General features: G+C 62.1%; 12 protein-coding genes. 5 read left to right on the forward strand and 7 right to left on the reverse strand.

The window, feature by feature from the left end:
• Positions 1-2 precede the first annotated feature (2 nt).
• Positions 3-1,364: an LCP family protein gene (locus PWJ82_RS00315; protein ID WP_274732872.1), complete on the reverse strand. Its 1,362-nt coding sequence runs from the start codon at positions 1,362-1,364 to the stop codon at positions 3-5.
• Between the two features lie 109 nt (positions 1,365-1,473).
• On the opposite strand from PWJ82_RS00315, the gene PWJ82_RS00320 reads away from it, so the two are divergent.
• Together PWJ82_RS00320 and PWJ82_RS00325 are read left to right on the forward strand one after the other, a co-directional pair.
• Complete coding sequence (locus PWJ82_RS00320; RefSeq protein WP_274732870.1) at positions 1,474-2,331, forward strand: glycosyltransferase family 2 protein; 858 nt, start codon at positions 1,474-1,476, stop codon at positions 2,329-2,331.
• 175 nt (positions 2,332-2,506) lie between these two features.
• Positions 2,507-4,894 carry an N-acetylmuramoyl-L-alanine amidase gene (locus PWJ82_RS00325; protein ID WP_274732869.1) on the forward strand — a complete coding sequence of 796 codons (2,388 nt, stop codon included), beginning with the start codon at positions 2,507-2,509 and terminating at the stop codon, positions 4,892-4,894.
• A gap of 114 nt (positions 4,895-5,008) precedes the next feature.
• Here the strand turns inward: PWJ82_RS00325 and PWJ82_RS00330 are convergent, their stop codons facing one another.
• Both PWJ82_RS00330 and rfbB read right to left on the reverse strand, forming a co-directional pair.
• Positions 5,009-6,175: a nucleotide sugar dehydrogenase gene (locus PWJ82_RS00330; RefSeq protein ID WP_274732868.1), complete on the reverse strand. Its 1,167-nt coding sequence runs from the start codon at positions 6,173-6,175 to the stop codon at positions 5,009-5,011.
• 177 nt (positions 6,176-6,352) lie between these two features.
• The gene (gene rfbB, locus PWJ82_RS00335; protein WP_016443166.1) at positions 6,353-7,345 is read right to left on the reverse strand and encodes a dTDP-glucose 4,6-dehydratase; all 993 of its coding nucleotides are present in this window, start codon (positions 7,343-7,345) and stop codon (positions 6,353-6,355) included.
• A gap of 204 nt (positions 7,346-7,549) precedes the next feature.
• Here rfbB and PWJ82_RS00340 point away from each other — a divergent pair, with 204 nt between their 5' ends.
• Together PWJ82_RS00340 and PWJ82_RS00345 are read left to right on the forward strand one after the other, a co-directional pair.
• Positions 7,550-8,821 (forward strand): gamma-glutamylcyclotransferase family protein, encoded by a 1,272-nt coding sequence (locus PWJ82_RS00340; protein WP_274734828.1) that lies wholly within the window; start codon positions 7,550-7,552, stop codon positions 8,819-8,821.
• 33 nt (positions 8,822-8,854) lie between these two features.
• A complete protein-coding gene (locus PWJ82_RS00345; protein ID WP_274732863.1) occupies positions 8,855-9,607 on the forward strand; it encodes a hypothetical protein in 753 nt (250 codons plus the stop codon).
• A gap of 9 nt (positions 9,608-9,616) precedes the next feature.
• On the opposite strand, the gene PWJ82_RS00350 is transcribed toward PWJ82_RS00345, so the two are convergent.
• Together PWJ82_RS00350 and PWJ82_RS00355 are read right to left on the reverse strand one after the other, a co-directional pair.
• Positions 9,617-10,606, reverse strand: a complete 990-nt coding sequence (locus PWJ82_RS00350) for a glycosyltransferase family 2 protein (RefSeq protein WP_274732861.1) — start codon at positions 10,604-10,606, stop codon at positions 9,617-9,619.
• A gap of 124 nt (positions 10,607-10,730) precedes the next feature.
• Positions 10,731-12,014, reverse strand: coding sequence for a hypothetical protein (locus PWJ82_RS00355; RefSeq protein WP_274732860.1), 1,284 nt, complete (start codon positions 12,012-12,014; stop codon positions 10,731-10,733).
• A gap of 180 nt (positions 12,015-12,194) precedes the next feature.
• On the opposite strand from PWJ82_RS00355, the gene PWJ82_RS00360 reads away from it, so the two are divergent.
• Positions 12,195-13,082, forward strand: a complete 888-nt coding sequence (locus tag PWJ82_RS00360) for a glycosyltransferase family 2 protein (RefSeq protein ID WP_274732859.1) — start codon at positions 12,195-12,197, stop codon at positions 13,080-13,082.
• A 60-nt stretch (positions 13,083-13,142) separates the two neighbouring features.
• Here PWJ82_RS00360 and PWJ82_RS00365 read toward each other — a convergent pair whose 3' ends face one another.
• Positions 13,143-14,222 (reverse strand): acyltransferase family protein, encoded by a 1,080-nt coding sequence (locus PWJ82_RS00365; protein WP_274732858.1) that lies wholly within the window; start codon positions 14,220-14,222, stop codon positions 13,143-13,145.
• 84 nt (positions 14,223-14,306) lie between these two features.
• A complete protein-coding gene (locus PWJ82_RS00370) occupies positions 14,307-15,374 on the reverse strand; it encodes an NAD-dependent epimerase/dehydratase family protein (protein ID WP_274732856.1) in 1,068 nt (355 codons plus the stop codon).
• Positions 15,375-15,389: the final 15 nt, after the last annotated feature.

Here is a 15,389-nt window from a genome sequence, read left to right on the forward strand (position 1 = left end):
ACTCAGGGAATCGCATTCTCTCGGGTGCATACAGGCGCCAACTCGGTGCTTTGGGCGGTGGTGGGAGCGTGTGACGCGGATGCATCGCCCTCCGGCTCCGCTTCAACTGCTGGGCTTTCGGATGAGGCGGCGGCTTCGGTATCACCACTGGTGGTGGATTCCGCGGCGCTCGCAGGCCCCTCAGCGTCGCTGGCGGTGCCGGCTGCAGCGCTCGCGGTGGCACTGGGAAGCGCATCCGGGCTACCTTCCGGGGGCAGGCCCACGAAAACGCCGTCGGCATTCTTCTCCGCACGTACCGGAACATCGCGGCGCAGTGCCTCCCACACGTAATCCGCGGAATCGGTGGCGACCACGCGGTTACCCGCCCACGCGAAAGGCATGGTCCAGAAACGAATATTGGCCGGATTGAGGGAGCGCAGCGAATTTGCCAGGCCCACAATATTGCTGATGGAGCCGATTTCCTGGGAGGTTTGCAGGGATTGGGTTGCGGCGTCGAGCAGGCGCATGAGGCGGGGGAAATCGGTGAGGAGATTGGAGCGGAGGGTCTCAGCGGCCACCGCGCTCACCAATTCGTGCTGGCGGCCGATGCGGGAAATATCCGAGCCGTCTCCCACGCTGTAGCGGGCCCGAGCCAGGGCCAGGGCCTGGGTGCCGTTGAGGAGGCGGCAACCGGAAGCGATATCGAGGCCGGCGCGTTCGTCGTACAGATCGTCCGCGAAGTACATGGGAACCCCGCCCAGAGCATCCACCGTAGAAATAAAGGAAGCGAAATCCACCACGATATAACCGTTGAAAGTAATGCCGGTCATCTTGTGGAGGGTGGTCATGGTGCAGGCCGCCGCGCTGGCCACATCCCCGTACTGGCCGCCGATGGCGAAAGCGGAGTTGAACATCGTTTCTGGGGCGGGGCGGGTGGTGACCGTTTCCGAACCGCCCGAGGATGTACGGATCGTGCAGGAAGGAATATCCACGAGGGTATCGCGGGGCACGGAGACAATATCCACGCGGCTGCGATCAGCGCTGATATGCATGATCATGGTGGTATCCGCGCGCATCCCGCCGACTTCTCCCGACTCGCCGGCGTTATCAATATCGGAATCCCCGCTGCGCACATCGGAGCCGAGAATGAGGATATTGAGCGGGCGGCCCGCGGAAGGATCTACCGGTTCTGCCGCGGCGGCGGAAGGAACCAGGTCATCAATATCAGCCCGGGTGATATTTCCCTGGTAGCGCGCCCACGCGGACCACAGTGCCGTCCCGAAAGTGAGGAGGAGCGCGAGCAGCACAAGCAGCACGACCCGCCACCACGAAGAGGTGCGGCGGCCCCCGATCAGATGCGCCGCGGCGCGTGAGTTTTTTGCCACTACCTCATCATAGGGGTTCGGGCGCGTCGCCCGCTGGAAGAAGCGCCGCACTGCGGTGTTAAGCACGGTGGCGCGGGCGGGAGGTGCGTGGCTCGGCTAGGCTAGTGCCATGCGCATTCGTGTCATCACCGTGGCTTTTAATCCCGGGCCGGAACTGGAAGTTTTTCTCGCCTCCCTCCCGGCAGCCCTGCATGATGCCTACGAATGCATCATTGTGGATAACGGTTCGGAGCACGGCGAAGTGGATCGGGTAGCCGCCGTGTACGGGGCGCAGGTGCTGCGCACCGGCGAAAATATCGGCTACGGGCGGGCCGCCAACCGCGGGGCCTGCGATTTCAGTGGGGAATGGTTGGTGGTGGCCAACCCCGATGTGGTCTTTACCCCCGGCTCCCTCGATGCCCTGGTACGCGGTGCGGAAAACTTCCCGCGGGCCGGCGCCCTCGGTCCGCTGATCCGCACACCCGAAGGGGAGATTTATCCGTCGGCGCGGCAATTCCCGCGCATCGTTTCCGGGGTGGGGCACGCGCTGCTGGGGAATGTGTGGCCGAATAATCCCTTCTCCCGCTCCTACCGCTCCAATGCGGATGTCACCCGGGCTCATCCGGTGGACTGGCTTTCCGGCGCCTGCCTGCTGCTGCGGCGCGAAGCTTTCGAAGCCGTGGGTGGTTTCGATGATTCCTATTTCATGTTCTTTGAAGATGTGGCCTTGGGGGAGGCCCTGGCCCGGGCGAAGTGGCAATCGGTTTTCTTCCCCGCGGCGGAGGTTATCCATTCCCAGGGCGCCTCCTGGAAAGACCAGCCGGCTGCCATGCTGCGGGAACATCACCGCAGCGCGGCGCACTATATCGATAGTGTCTACGCACGCCCCTGGCAGGCGCCGCTGCGCTGGGCGATCCGGGGTGGGCTCGCGCTGCGCGCCCAGATGCACGTGCGGGCGGCGCGCGCGGCGCGTCGTCGTTCCCGCTAACTAAAGCGTATTAAAATCAGAGTGGAGCTGCGAATATCCGCGAGGCGGCTCCACACCGCGCTCCGTGGCCGCAATGATAATGACATTGATGTATTTTTATGAGGTTAAAGTAAAGCGGAGTTAAGGGTGTGAAAGTTGGGACTTTTGCCGTAAGGTAAGTCTGGAAGCTGCCCGCATGACTTCGTATCGTCACGGGCAGCGTGAACCGGAGGGAAATATGACCAAACGTCGCGGCCTTGTTCTTGGAACCGTGCTCGCAGTAGCGGGTGCCGGTCTTGCCGTCCCGATTGTGGGCTACGCTTTTGCCGAGAACGATGATGCACAGGGCAGTATTGTTATTCCACTCACCACGGAAGCGGGAGCCTTAACCACTACCGCCACCGCGCAGCTGGAGGAAACCGTGGAGGGCACGCCCGGCTCCGGCAAGGAAGCTGAGCCGCGCGAGACATCGCAACCCAGCGAGGAATCCGAAGCCACCCGGGAAGCGAGTGCCGCCCGCGCGGGCGCCGTCGTACCGAATGCGGTGCGTGCCCACGCGCTGCGCGCAGACAATAGCGGTGCTGAAAACGCGGAGGCAGAGAAGGAAGCCGGACCGGGAACGGACGCGGGCAACACCGCAACCGGTGCTGAGCTGGGTGATAGCTACGCGGTATTTACCAGTCCGGTGCGGGTGGACGAGCCTTTCGCGGTGGCGGGGCTGACCTGGAACCGCGGCGAAACGCTACCCGAGGGTGCCTCCATTGAAATGCGCACCCTGGACGGGCAGCAGTGGTCGGATTGGTACGAAGTGGGCGAGGAATCGCAAACTGAGCGCGAACGGCCCGGAACGGAATATAACGTCTCCGGGGAATCCACCGGCATTCAGGTGCGTATCACCCAGGGCGAGGGTCCGCTGCCCGCAGGCCTGCGCATCGATATCGCCTATACCGCCGAGGGTGATACCGTCGAGGTGGAGGAGGCCGAAACTGCGCCGATTCTGCCCGAACGCGGCACCGAAACCGATCCGGTGGTCAATCCCGAAGAGGGCGAAGAAGAAATTCCGGCCGTGGGTGCGTCGCTTTCCGCCGCACGCGCCGGGGGCACCCTCGAGCAGGGCAGCGTGGTTGCGAACGGCCTGCTGCCCACCTCCCGCGATTGGACCAACCGCATCGGCACCCGCGGGATCCATACCCGGGCCGATTGGGGTGCGGATCGTTCCCTCATGACCTGGCCGGTGGAATACGCACCCTTCCAGGGGATGGTTATCCATCACACCGCCGGCTCGAATAATTACAGCCAGGCCGGAGTGCCGAACGTTATCCGCGGAATTTACGCTTTCCATGCCGTCACCCGCGATTGGGGCGATATTGGTTATAACGTGATCGTCGATAAATACGGCGGGAAGTGGGAAGGTCGCTACGGCACGCTGCAATCCCAGGACGGCACCATGGCCATTGGTGCGCACGCCGCCGGGCGTAATACCGGCACGATGGGCGTCTCCGTGCTCGGCACATTTACCGCGGATCACCGCCCCTCGCAAACTATTCTCAACACCCTCGCGGATGTGGCCGGCTGGAAATTCGCGCTCGCGGGCCTGGATCCGCGCGGCACCACCTCGCTGACCATCCCGCAGCGCAATAATTCGGCGCGTTACCGTTCCGGTGAAGCTATGCCGCGTATTGTGGGGCACCGCGATGTGGGCAACACTTCCTGCCCGGGCACGATCTACGATTCCATCGGTTCCATTCGTGAGAACGCCTACCGTATCTATACGCAATTGCGTTCCGGTGGTGGTACGACGACGCAGCCCGCGCCGCGCCCCACCCAGCCACCGGCACCGCGCCCGCCCGCCCCGCCGGCTCCCGCGCCGAGCAACCCGCGGCCCTCCTCCCGCGTGGCGCCTTTCCCGCCGCGCTTCTTCCTCGCTAATGGCTGGGGACGCACCGCCGATATTGTGATGGACTACGGCCTGCGCGGCGATGAAATCCTCACCGGCGACTGGAACGGCGACGGGCGCGATACCCTGGCGATTCGCCGCTCCAATATTTTCCACGTGCGCGATAACCTCACCTCCGGGGTTGCCACCCGGGTCTTTAGCTTCGGGCGCGCCGGCGATGAAGTCTATGTGGGCGATTGGAACGGGGACGGCGTGGACACCTTCGCGGTGCGGCGCGGCAACCTGCTCCTCGTGCGCAATTCCCTCACGTCCGGCCCGGCCGATGCGGTTTACTGCTTCGGTAACCCGGGGGATACCTGGCTGGTGGGCGATTGGAACGGGGATGGCGTGGACACCCTGGCGGTGCGGCGCGGCAATGTCTTTGTCTTTACGGATAACCTTGCCACCAGCGCAGTTTCCGCGGAAATGGCCTACGGGAACCCGGGTGACGAGGTGCTCGCCGCGAAGATTGAGCCCCAACGCTCCACCCTCGTGGTGCGCCGCGGGAATGTATACGTGGTGCGCGGTCCGCTCAGCGGCCCGGAAGTAGTAGAAGATGTTACGTACGGGCGCCACAGCGATATGGTCATTTTCGGTGATTGGGATGGCCAGGGGGGCCAGACCCTCGGGGTGGTGCGCTCGCGGTAAGGCGAGAGCACCAGCCTTACAAGGTACGGGCCGGGGAAACTTCGCTGCGACGCGAGTATCCCCGGCCCGTTACGTATAAGTACGTAGATGCAGTGCGCGCTGTGCCCGAGCGCGCTAGTCCCGCCCGAAAATATCGCGGGTGAGCACCGGCGTGGAGGTTTCCGGCATGGTGCCGTCCAGGCGATTCGTGATGATCACGTCCGCGCGATCCTGGAATTCCTCCCAGGAATCCAGAACCGGAATATCCCCGAGGGCGCCCGGCACCAGTGCCGGATCGTAAACGAGCACTCCCACACCGCGCGCGTGCAACTGCGCCGCGAGGCTCAGAGCGGCCGAAGCCCGGTGATTATCCGAACCTGATTTCATCGCGACCTTATAGATGCCCACCGTGGTGTAGCCGGCCGAGGCGAGGCGGCTAGCGAGGAATTCAATTCGGGTGTCATTGGATTCCACGATCGCGGACATGAGATTTTCGGGCACGCCCTGGAAGTCCGCGCGTAATTCCTTGGTGTCCTTGGGCAGGCAGTAGCCGCCGTAACCGAAAGAGGGATTATTGTAATGATCCCCGATGCGCGGATCCAGACCCACCCCGCGGATAATCTCCGCGGCGTTGAGGCCGCGCGCCAGCGCGAAAGAATCAAGCTCATTGAAATATGCGACCCGCATAGCCAGATAGGTATTGGAGAAGAGCTTGATAGCTTCGGCTTCCCGGGTTCCCACCTGGATAATCGGGACGTCGCGCGCCTCGGCTCCCTCGCTTAGCAACTGGGCAAAGTGGGCGGCTGCGGCGTCGTCGCCCGAAACAACAATGCGGGACGGGTTGAGATTATCTTGCAGCGCTTTACCCTCACGTAAAAACTCCGGGGAAAAGACGATGCGGAGTTGCGGGAACGTTTCTTGCATCCGCGCGGTAAAACCGATGGGGATAGTGGATTTAATAACGACGACGGCGCTGGGATTCGCCTCAGCTACCTGCGCGATTGCACTCTCCACCGAGGCCGTATCGAAGGCATTGGTCTCCGTATCATAATCGGTGGGGGTGGCGATAACGGCGTAGTCAGCACCCGCCAGGGCCTCAATATTTGAGGTGGTAGCACGCAGCGAAAGAGGCTTGGTAGCGAGGAACTCTTCGATTCTGGCATCCTGGATCGGGGAGGTGCGGGCGTTAATCGCATCCACTTTCGCGGGATTCAGATCCGATCCGACAACATCGTGGTGTTGGGCAAGAAGGACGGCGTTGGCCAAGCCCACGTAGCCCAGCCCGATCACAGCAATCTGCATGATGCTCCTAGCTCTTGGGTTGCGTACAGTATAGCCGGCCTGCCGCGCCCGGGCCGGTGGGACACGGAGAAACGCGCGGGTAGGCTTCCACGAATAGCGCTGCCCCGCTCGCGCTCCGGGGCACTCACGGTGCCAAGCGGAGAATGATGCGAGCGGGGCAGCGGCACAGACGGCGCTTTAGTGGCCGGTCTTGGCGTACTTAGCCTCCACGGCTTCCTTCTGCGGGCGCCACCACTCTTCATTGGCCTTGTACCATTCCACGGTGTCATGCAGACCCGCGGCGAAGTCCTTGAACTTCGGCTGCCAGCCGGTTTCTTCCACCAGCTTGGAGTTATCGATGGCGTAGCGCTGATCGTGACCGGGGCGGTCATTCACATGATCGAAATCATCGGGTTCGCGACCGAATTCCTGGAGAATCATCTTGACGACCTCGAGGTTATTCTTTTCGCCATCCGCGCCGATGAGGTAGGTTTCCCCGATCCGGCCCTTGTTGATGATCTCCCACACGGCCACATTGTGATCGCGCACGTGGATCCAATCGCGCACCTGGAGGCCGGTGCCGTAGATACGCGGGCGGATACCATCCAGAAGGTTGGTGACGGTACGCGGAATGAATTTCTCCACGTGCTGATAGGGACCGTAGTTATTCGAGCAATTAGAAATGGTGGCTTCCACCCCGAAGGAACGCACCCAGGCACGCACCAGCAGGTCCGAGCCGGCCTTGGAAGCCGAATACGGGGAGGACGCGATATAGGGATCGCCATCCTGGAAGCGGCGCGGTTCGTCAATCTCCAGGTCCCCGTACACTTCGTCGGTGGAAATATGGTGGAGGCGCACGCCGTGGCGCCGTACTGCTTCCAGAATCGTGTAGGTGCCCACCAGGTTGGAGCGGATGAAGGGGGAGGGATCAACGAGAGAATTATCGTTGTGGGATTCCGCCGCGAAATTCACCACCAGATCGCAGTCCTTGACCAGGGGATCAACGGTATCCATATCCGCAATATCGCCCTGGACCAGGGTGACGCGGTCCAGGCCCTCAATGGACTTGGGATTACCCGCGTACGTGAGTTTATCCAGGACGACAACTTCGGCATCCGGATAATCCTCAACGGTTTGGTGAACGAAATTCGCGCCAATAAATCCGGCACCGCCGGTAACCAGGACACGCATATTATTCCTTTCGTGGGTCAGTTCGTGGCTAATTCTACCCGGAACTACGGGGTAAAGAGTGAGCACACCCTTCTTAATTGGAGTACGTCAGAGGCGATCTCCACTATTGTGCCCCCTGTAGGGTTTAGGCTGGAACTATCGTCCACGCATCGCGGCCTGGGCCCATCCACCATGCCGGGGCGCGAACAACCCGAGGAGGTTCTCTTGGAGAGGTATTCACACGCGCGTAACCGCACCGCAGCGTTGCTGCTTGGCATCATCGCAGTGCTGGCGCTTATCGTGAGCTCGCTGGGGCTCATGCCGGCAGCGCAGGGCACTCCCGCGCTGGACGAGGGTGCAGGGAACTACTATTTCTTCAAAAACTCTCTTACCTCGGGTAAAGCCGACGTGGAGATGTCCTACGGGCGGCATACCGATGTGGTATTTTCCGGGGATTGGAACGGCGATGGCCGCGACACCCTCGGCGTGAACCGTGGCTCTGATTTCTATATGAAAAACAACTTCTTGTCCGGAGATGCGGATATCCACTTTAAATTCGGGCTGCCCACCGACCAATTCCTTATCGGTAATTGGGATGCGGTGGTGGGCGATACCGTTCTTATTCGCCGCGGCAATACATATTTCGTGCGCAATGAGCTCACCACCGGGGGCGGGGAACATACCTTCACCTTCGGTGAGCCCGATGATGAAGTGATCGCGGGGGATTGGAACGGGGACGGCACCGATACCCTCGCTATTCGGCGCGGCAATATGTTCTACGTCAGCAATGTTCTTGATGATGACGAGAATTTCACGGTTTTCTCTTTCGGGCGCCACGGGGATACCGTTCTGGTCGGTGACTGGGATGGCGATGGTATCGATAGTTTCGCGGTGCGCCGCGGCAATATGTACTACGTCAATAATTCCACTGTTTCCGGTGGGGATGCCTCCACGGAGTTCTCCTACGGGCGCCACGGAGATAACGTGCTGGTGGGTGACTGGGACCGCGATGGTGTAGACACCCTGGCGGTGCGCCGCGATTACGTACCGCCGGCCCCCAATAGTCAGCGCCCGCCCAACCTTGGTCCCAATTCCGGCGGATACCCCATTCTGGTCTACGGAACATTACGTCAGGGCGAAGAAGCTGCCTACGTTGTTAATAACTACTCCGGGATCAAAGAAAGCTCCGTGCCGGATTATGAACTGTGGATCACCGGTCCGCGGTGGAATCCGTGGCCGTGGGCCCTGCCCGGCCCGCACGGGCTGCGCGGGGATCTCCTCACGTATGGACCGTGGAATTATGACGCAAAAATGGCGCAAATGGATGATTGGGAAGGTTATGTTCCGGGCGGGAACCCCAACCACATGAATTACACCCGTGACCTTGTTACCACCGTAGACGGGCCGGCGTGGATGTACGTGGCAACCACATGGCGGCAGGATTTCGCGCGGCGCTGGGGCTACGTGGTACCCCACGGCGATTTCCACCGCTTCTAAGAACGCGTGGTGAGGAAAAGGAAAGATAACGAGATGACGCACAGTATTCACACCGCACAACCCGCACTTTCGTCCGGGCGTGACAGGCGCGCGAACCGGTGGACCATCGGACATGCGCTCGTTGGGCTGAGCCTAGCCGCGCTCACGGGTCTGAGTGGCTGCGCGAGCACCGCGGTGGGTGATCCCGATCCGGTCACCCCCATTCCGGTGGCGAGCGCGGCGCCCGGCGGCGCTGCGACCAGCGGGAACGGCTCCGGGACTGCGCAGGAACGCGCCGCGGTTAATGATGGGGCGGAAGGGGGCCGCCCGGTTGCGATTGCTCCGAGCGGGGACGTGGAAGCTCAGCTTGGGGTGCCGGTAGGTCTTTCGGTCGACGGCGCCACTCGGGCTGCGTTCACCCTGACTGTCACGGATATTGCACGGGCGCAGGAGTGCCCCTCACGCATCGCGGAACCAGCGGTGGTCACTGCCGAGAACGGCACTTTCCTCGTGGTTGATCTCAATGCGCAGATGGCAGCCGATTATGCCGCGTACGACCCGGATGCTCCCTTCCTCACCCTGGATCGGGATGCCTTCCACCTCACGGACCAGGATGGAAATATCCAGGAAGATAGCCACTCGGTGGCATCGTACGCGTGCTATCCCGCCGCGGAACGGGTAACCCCCTTTATCAATCCGGGAGAAAGCGCGGCCGGCAAGGTGGTCCTGGAAACCTCCCTGGAGCACGGCTATCTGGTCTACAACCCCTGGGGTGTTCCGGGTTCGGGGTGGCGCTGGGCTTTCTAAGCGCCGCTCCTAATCCGCGATGGCGTAGGTGCTGCGCACGTAACGCAGGTAGATCTTGCGATAGAGTGCCGGGCACGTACGCAGCAGGGCGGCTCCGGCCGCTAGCTGCGGGCGGGCCTGCGCGGTGGCGCGCAGCATGGGCAAGCTAAGAGCACGCCGTGCCGAGCGCACGATATCCGCGGTGTCCTTCTCCGAACGCATGGCGGATTGCGCCAAAATCATCATGGCGAGGGTACGGTACACCAAAAAAGCGGAAAGGTTTTTCGGTTCTGCCATCCATTCCGGCCCGAGCTTTTCGGCTAGGAAACGTGCGGCATCCTCATATTCTTGCGGATCGGGAACACGGCCCCAGGTGAGGGACTGGGTCCCCACCACGTAATTGGCTAGGGCATCGGGAATGGAGGTGACCTGCCGGGCCCGGGAAAGCGCTATCGCGGCAACAACTTGATCTTCCCCGCGGTGAATATGCTCGGGGAAACGCAAACCCTCGAACGTGGCGGCGGCGAAAAGCTTATCCCAGAGGAACGGGGTGAGGTTATCGGTGAGGAAAGCTCGCACCGCCTCCGGGCCCTCCAGGGTACCGAGGAAACGGGAGTGCTCGGTGCGCGTGTGGCCATTGGAGAGATGAATGGTGCGCCCGCAGCACACCACATCGGTACCGGGCGCGCTTTCCACTTCACGCAGCATCCGTTCCAGATAGGTGGGTTCCCAATAATCATCCCCGTCGAGGAAGGCAATATAGTCACCGGAAGCGCGGCCGAGGGCGGAGTTTCGCGCCCCGGATACCCCGGTATTGTTCTCGTGGTAGATCACGGTGAGGCGGGTATCGGCCAGTTCTTTTTCCAGGTCGTGCAGCACGCCGGCGGTGTTATCGGGGGAGTGATCATCCACAACGATGAGCTCCACATCGGGCATTGTTTGGCCCAGGACCGATACAACCGCGCGCCGAATGGTGTCCTCACCGCGGTAGGCGGGAGTGATAACGGATACCCGTGCCATGATTCCTCCTAGGTCAGCTCAGTAGTCTCCATGGTACCCGCGCGCGGCCCGGTGCATCCCGCCCGGCCCCGAAGGTCCCCAAGCTTCTGGCGTGCTATCGGGCTCTATCGGGCGCCATGCAGTGTTAGCGGGTGCGGCGCACCAGACCGAGGATATGGCAGATGCTGCCCAGCAGCGGGCCCGCGACCAGGGAAACAACCGTGCGTATGTCCAAAGAAATGGGGAGGAGCATCAGGGCGACGCAGACCAGCAGGGCCACGCACCACCCCAGAATATTGAGGCGGTGGTGATCGGCGGCCAGCGCCACCGCCCCGGTGAGCGTAAGAAGAGCCAGGCAGGCTGCGGCAAGAACCAATAATCCCAGCGTCAGGGGAGTATTCGCATAAGCCGATCCGAAGATAACCGCCATGAGCCACGGGCCGCACGCGGCGGCGGCCAGGGCGCCAATCCCGCCAATTCCTCCCACAATAACGGCCAGCCGTAGCAAATAACCGCGGGTGCGCTCGGGGTGCTGGACGAAGACCGTGATCACCATGGACTGGAAAGCCACCAGGGGAAGCATGAGGGGCGCGCGGGTTACAGATACCGCTTGAATGAGCGGAGCGGCCTGGGAGAACACCTCCGGCTCGGTAGTTAGGCTCATCAGGAGGGGGAAACCGTTAATGAGGAGCGCGCTGGCCCCGGTGGCGGCCATGGCCAGCAGGAGGCGGCGCACCAAGCCCCGCGGCGCAATATTGATGCGGGTGCGCGCCAAAGCCCGCATTCCCGGCGCGACGCTGAGCAGCAGCCAGGTACCGCAGGCCAGCACGCAGGCGAGGGCGTAGAGGTGGAGCGCAAGGCTGAGATATCCAGCTATCGCAATGAAGAGGAAACGCAGGGCCGGTTCCAGCGAGGTGAGAGTACCGAAAACTTTCCAGTTCCCGCGCCCCGCGAAAACTCCGAGGAGTCCCAAATGCACGCTGTTGAGGAGTACCCCTAGTGCAATAAAACCAATAAGAAGGGCACGCCCGGAAAACCCGTGAAATACCCGCAGCCACAGCGGCGTGGCGGCCAGCACCAGCAGTGCGGCACATACGCCTACCCCCGCGCAGATGAGGACCGGTGAGGTGCGGCCCCGCGGCCCCGCGGCCCCGGATGCCACGCCCGCGCTGCCTTCCACCCGCTCGCGGCCTTCCACCCGGTCGCGGCGCACCGCCCGCGTCACCTCATTTTGGAGCCCCGCCACGATCGCAATAATGGCGAACAGGGCAGCCCAGAACGTCAAAAACAGGGTGTTATCGGTAGGGGAGAGCGAACGCGCACTCACCACCGTAATAAAGAAACCGGAGAGCGCCCCGGAGGCACCCCCCAGGGCAACGGGCAGGGCAGCTCCGGCAGTTTCTGAGCTCTGGCCAGCGGCGGTGGACATCACGGATGGCCTTTCTCTTCGCGGGATTTCTTAAGTATAGGGCGCGGCACACTTCGGGCGGCCGGCTATGCACGTCCGGCCCGTGTGGACCCGCACCCTGAGCGCACCCGTGCCATAATAGGCGCTAGTACAGATGGCGGCGAAACAGCAAGCGGCTTCGCCACGGAAAGGATATGCCCGATGCGCCTCGATATCATGCTGCCCTTCTGGGGTAACCCGGACTACCTCTTCCAAACCGTGGAATCGGTCCTGGCCCAGGATAGCGATGAGTGGAAGCTCACCGTGGTGGATGATTGCTATCCCGATGAGAGCGTGCCCGAGTATTTCGCCAACCTTCATGATGAGCGCGTCACCTATATTCGTAATGAAACGAATCGGGGCATTACCGAAAACTACGAGACCTGCCTCAAGCTGGCCACCGCGGAATACATGATGTTCATGGGCTGCGATGACCTGATGGAACCGAATTTCGTTTCGACCATCCAGGCCGCTATTGCCGCTCACCCCACCATCGATATTATTCAGCCCGGCGTGCGCCCCATTGACGCGCAGGGCACGGTTATTTCGCCGCTCGGGGATCGCATCAAAACTTCCCTGCGCAAGCGCTCCACCCGGATGGGCAATGTTATTTCCGGGGAGGGAGCGGCGGCGGTCCTTCTCACCGGGGACTGGCTCTACTGGCCCTCCCTGGTTTTCCGCACCGAGACGATTCGCGCCACCCCCTTCCGCGCTGGTTTCCCCCTGATCCAGGATCTCGCCATTGTCGTCGATATGCTGGCTGCCGGTGCCTCTCTGCTCGTGGAACCTACGGTCTGCTTCCGCTACCGCCGCCACGATTCTTCCGCTTCTGCTTCCAAGCTTCTGGACGGTACCCGCTTCGCTGGGGAGCGGCGCTATTTCGCGCTCGCGGCCGCGGAGATGAAAAAGCGCGGTTGGAGGAAGGCCCAGCGGGCAGCCCACGTGCACGCCACCTCGCGCCTCTACGCTGCTACCTTGCTGCCGCGGGCCCTCAAGGAGCGCAGCTCCACCGGGGTGCGTACGCTGCTGCGTCACCTGCTGGGCAGGTAGGCCCCGGCGTCGTCGTTTTTTACGACGACGCACGCCCCGCAGCGCGCCTCTTCGCACGCCCTAGCGCGCCGGCGCGCGCAACTCTCCGAAGGGATTTTTCTTACCGCGCGAGGCTCGCATGGCGGGTCGTTCCACCAGGAACCAGGAGAATGCCGCGCCCAATGCGGTAAGCACAAAAAGAACAGCGCAGAAAACGAGGTAGGGGGCCGCGTCCGCAAGGCCGAGGCGGGTGAGGAGCTGGGTGAGCGGGAATCCCCAGATGTAGATGCCGTAGCTGAAATCGTGGACCTGGAAGAGACGCGGGGAGGGAAGCGTCTGCCCGATCCACAGCAGCACGTAAGTGAGAAGTGGCGCGGAAATCTGCGGCCCGGAATGCGGGGCCACCACCATGATGGCGACGGCCGCAACAGCGGCGCCCAGGGCTCCCCAGGTGGTCAGGCTCAGGCGGTCTTTGGCCAAGAAGAGGAGTGAGCCACCGAAGAAGAAGGGGAGCAGGCGTGAAAGCTGGTCAAGTGTGCCGTTCATCGTGCCCAGGTACACCGTGGCGGTGGGGAGGAAGACCCGCAGCGCGCAGGTGCCCAGGAAAATTGCGGCGGTGGGCCAGATGTGCCGCTTGAAGAAGGGGATGGTGAGCAGCGCGCCCACAATGAGATAGCACACGAACTCGTAGTAGAGCGACCACAGCGAGCCGTTCCAGGCGATGGGGTAGGGAACATTGTGGAGGGTATCCGCGATGCCCCACTGGTTCATGTAGAGGAAGAAATTGCCCAGGATATAGCTGATGGGAGTGGGACCGGTGGTGAGATAGCCGTCCAGGGTACCGTGGTCGAGCAGATAGACGAAGGGCGCGAGGAGGAAAGCGGTTACCACATTGATGAATAGGAACGCCGGGAAAATGCGCACCACGCGATTCTTGAGGTAGCGCCCCACATCCGAACGCAGCCGGGCCGCGGTAATGAGATACCCGGAAATCATGAAGAAACCGAAAACAGCCCAGGCGCCTACCGATTCACCGGGCGTGATTTCGAATTCCCCGACGAGCTGGGTCACCGGCCCCACGTGGTGGAAAAGTACCATGAGCGCAAAAACCAGCCGAATCAAATTCAGCGAGTTATTGCGGGGGTCAAGCCAGGTGCGCATACGTTCCTTCGTGTGGTCCCAGCACGGTGGGGGCGACGACGCCGTTACCGGGTCGTCGCCGCACACCGCGCTATCGTTTCAGGTTTAGAGATACTGGGTCTGGGTGTTAATCCAGGAAGCAAGGCGTGCGAAGCCTTCTTCCACGTCTACCTCGGCTTCGAAACCGAGGAGCTCGCGGGCCGGCTGCGGATCCGCCCAGGCGTGGCGCACATCCCCGTGGCGCCACTGGCCGGTGATCTTCGGTTCGGGAGCCCCGTAAATCTTCGCGATAATTTGGGCGGCTTCGAGGATGGTGGTGTAGTGGCCCGCTCCGATATCCACGGAAACGGCGGGGCACTTCTCAATTTCGATCATTTTAATGAGGGCGCGGGCCACATCATCAATAATGATGAAATCGCGGCGGATGAGGCCGTCCTCATACACGGAAATCTGTTGCTTATTGTAGGCAACGCGGCAGAAGAGGGACATGATCCCGGTGTAGGGATTGGAGGGCGTTTGGCCGGGGCCGTACACGTTTTGCAGGCGTACAATCCCGATCTCGCAGCCGAAAGCATCGCCCCACATGCGCAGGAGCTGTTCCTGGGCGATCTTGGTCACCGCGTACACCGAAGAAGGATGGGGCTCCACCAGGCTGGCATTCATGGCCACCGGCTCCGCCTCCGGGAAATCCCATTCTTCTTTTTCAAACATGGCCACCGTGCGCGAACCGGGGTAGAACAGCTCACCGGCGTGTTCCCCGGAGGTGTGCCGCCAGGCACCCTCACCGTAGACCGCGCGCGAAGAGGCGAGGACGATGCGCTGCGGGATCACCTGGTGGCGCGCAAAAGCATCGAGCATCGTGGTGGTGCCCACCACGTTCACGGAGGCGTGCCGGGTGGATTCGGTCAGGGACTGCCCGGTTCCGGTTTCTGCCGCCAAATGGACAACGACATCCGGGGTGAAGCGCTCCAGCAGGGCATCCCAGGCGGCCGGATCGGTCACATCGGCTTCGTAGAGCTCCACGCGCTTATCGAAGCCGGCCGTGGGCTGATGATCCGGGTGGATCTGCGGATGCAGGTTATCGAAAGCGATAACCTGGTCGTGATGGTCGGCAAGGTACGTTGACATCGCCGCTCCGATAAAACCGGCACCACCGGTGACAAGAATGCGCATGGAAGTCCTTCCTTT

Origin of the sequence: Actinotignum schaalii, assembly GCF_028864145.1 — a bacterium.
Classification (GTDB): Bacteria; Actinomycetota; Actinomycetes; order Actinomycetales; family Actinomycetaceae; genus Actinotignum; species Actinotignum schaalii_B.

Bases quoted from the DNA above. Each gene is read 5' to 3' on its own strand.
- PWJ82_RS00370 (WP_274732856.1), bottom strand. From the start codon at position 15,374: ATGCGCATTCTTGTCACCGGTGGTGCCGGTTTTATCGGAGCGGCGATG.
- PWJ82_RS00325 (WP_274732869.1), top strand. From the start codon at position 2,507: ATGACTTCGTATCGTCACGGGCAGCGTGAACCGGAGGGAAATATGACC.
- PWJ82_RS00350 (WP_274732861.1), bottom strand. From the start codon at position 10,606: ATGGCACGGGTATCCGTTATCACTCCCGCCTACCGCGGTGAGGACACC.
- PWJ82_RS00365 (WP_274732858.1), bottom strand. From the start codon at position 14,222: ATGCGCACCTGGCTTGACCCCCGCAATAACTCGCTGAATTTGATTCGG.
- PWJ82_RS00330 (WP_274732868.1), bottom strand. From the start codon at position 6,175: ATGCAGATTGCTGTGATCGGGCTGGGCTACGTGGGCTTGGCCAACGCC.
- PWJ82_RS00320 (WP_274732870.1), top strand. From the start codon at position 1,474: ATGCGCATTCGTGTCATCACCGTGGCTTTTAATCCCGGGCCGGAACTG.
- PWJ82_RS00345 (WP_274732863.1), top strand. From the start codon at position 8,855: ATGACGCACAGTATTCACACCGCACAACCCGCACTTTCGTCCGGGCGT.
- rfbB (WP_016443166.1), bottom strand. From the start codon at position 7,345: ATGCGTGTCCTGGTTACCGGCGGTGCCGGATTTATTGGCGCGAATTTC.
- PWJ82_RS00360 (WP_274732859.1), top strand. From the start codon at position 12,195: ATGCGCCTCGATATCATGCTGCCCTTCTGGGGTAACCCGGACTACCTC.
- PWJ82_RS00355 (WP_274732860.1), bottom strand. From the start codon at position 12,014: ATGTCCACCGCCGCTGGCCAGAGCTCAGAAACTGCCGGAGCTGCCCTG.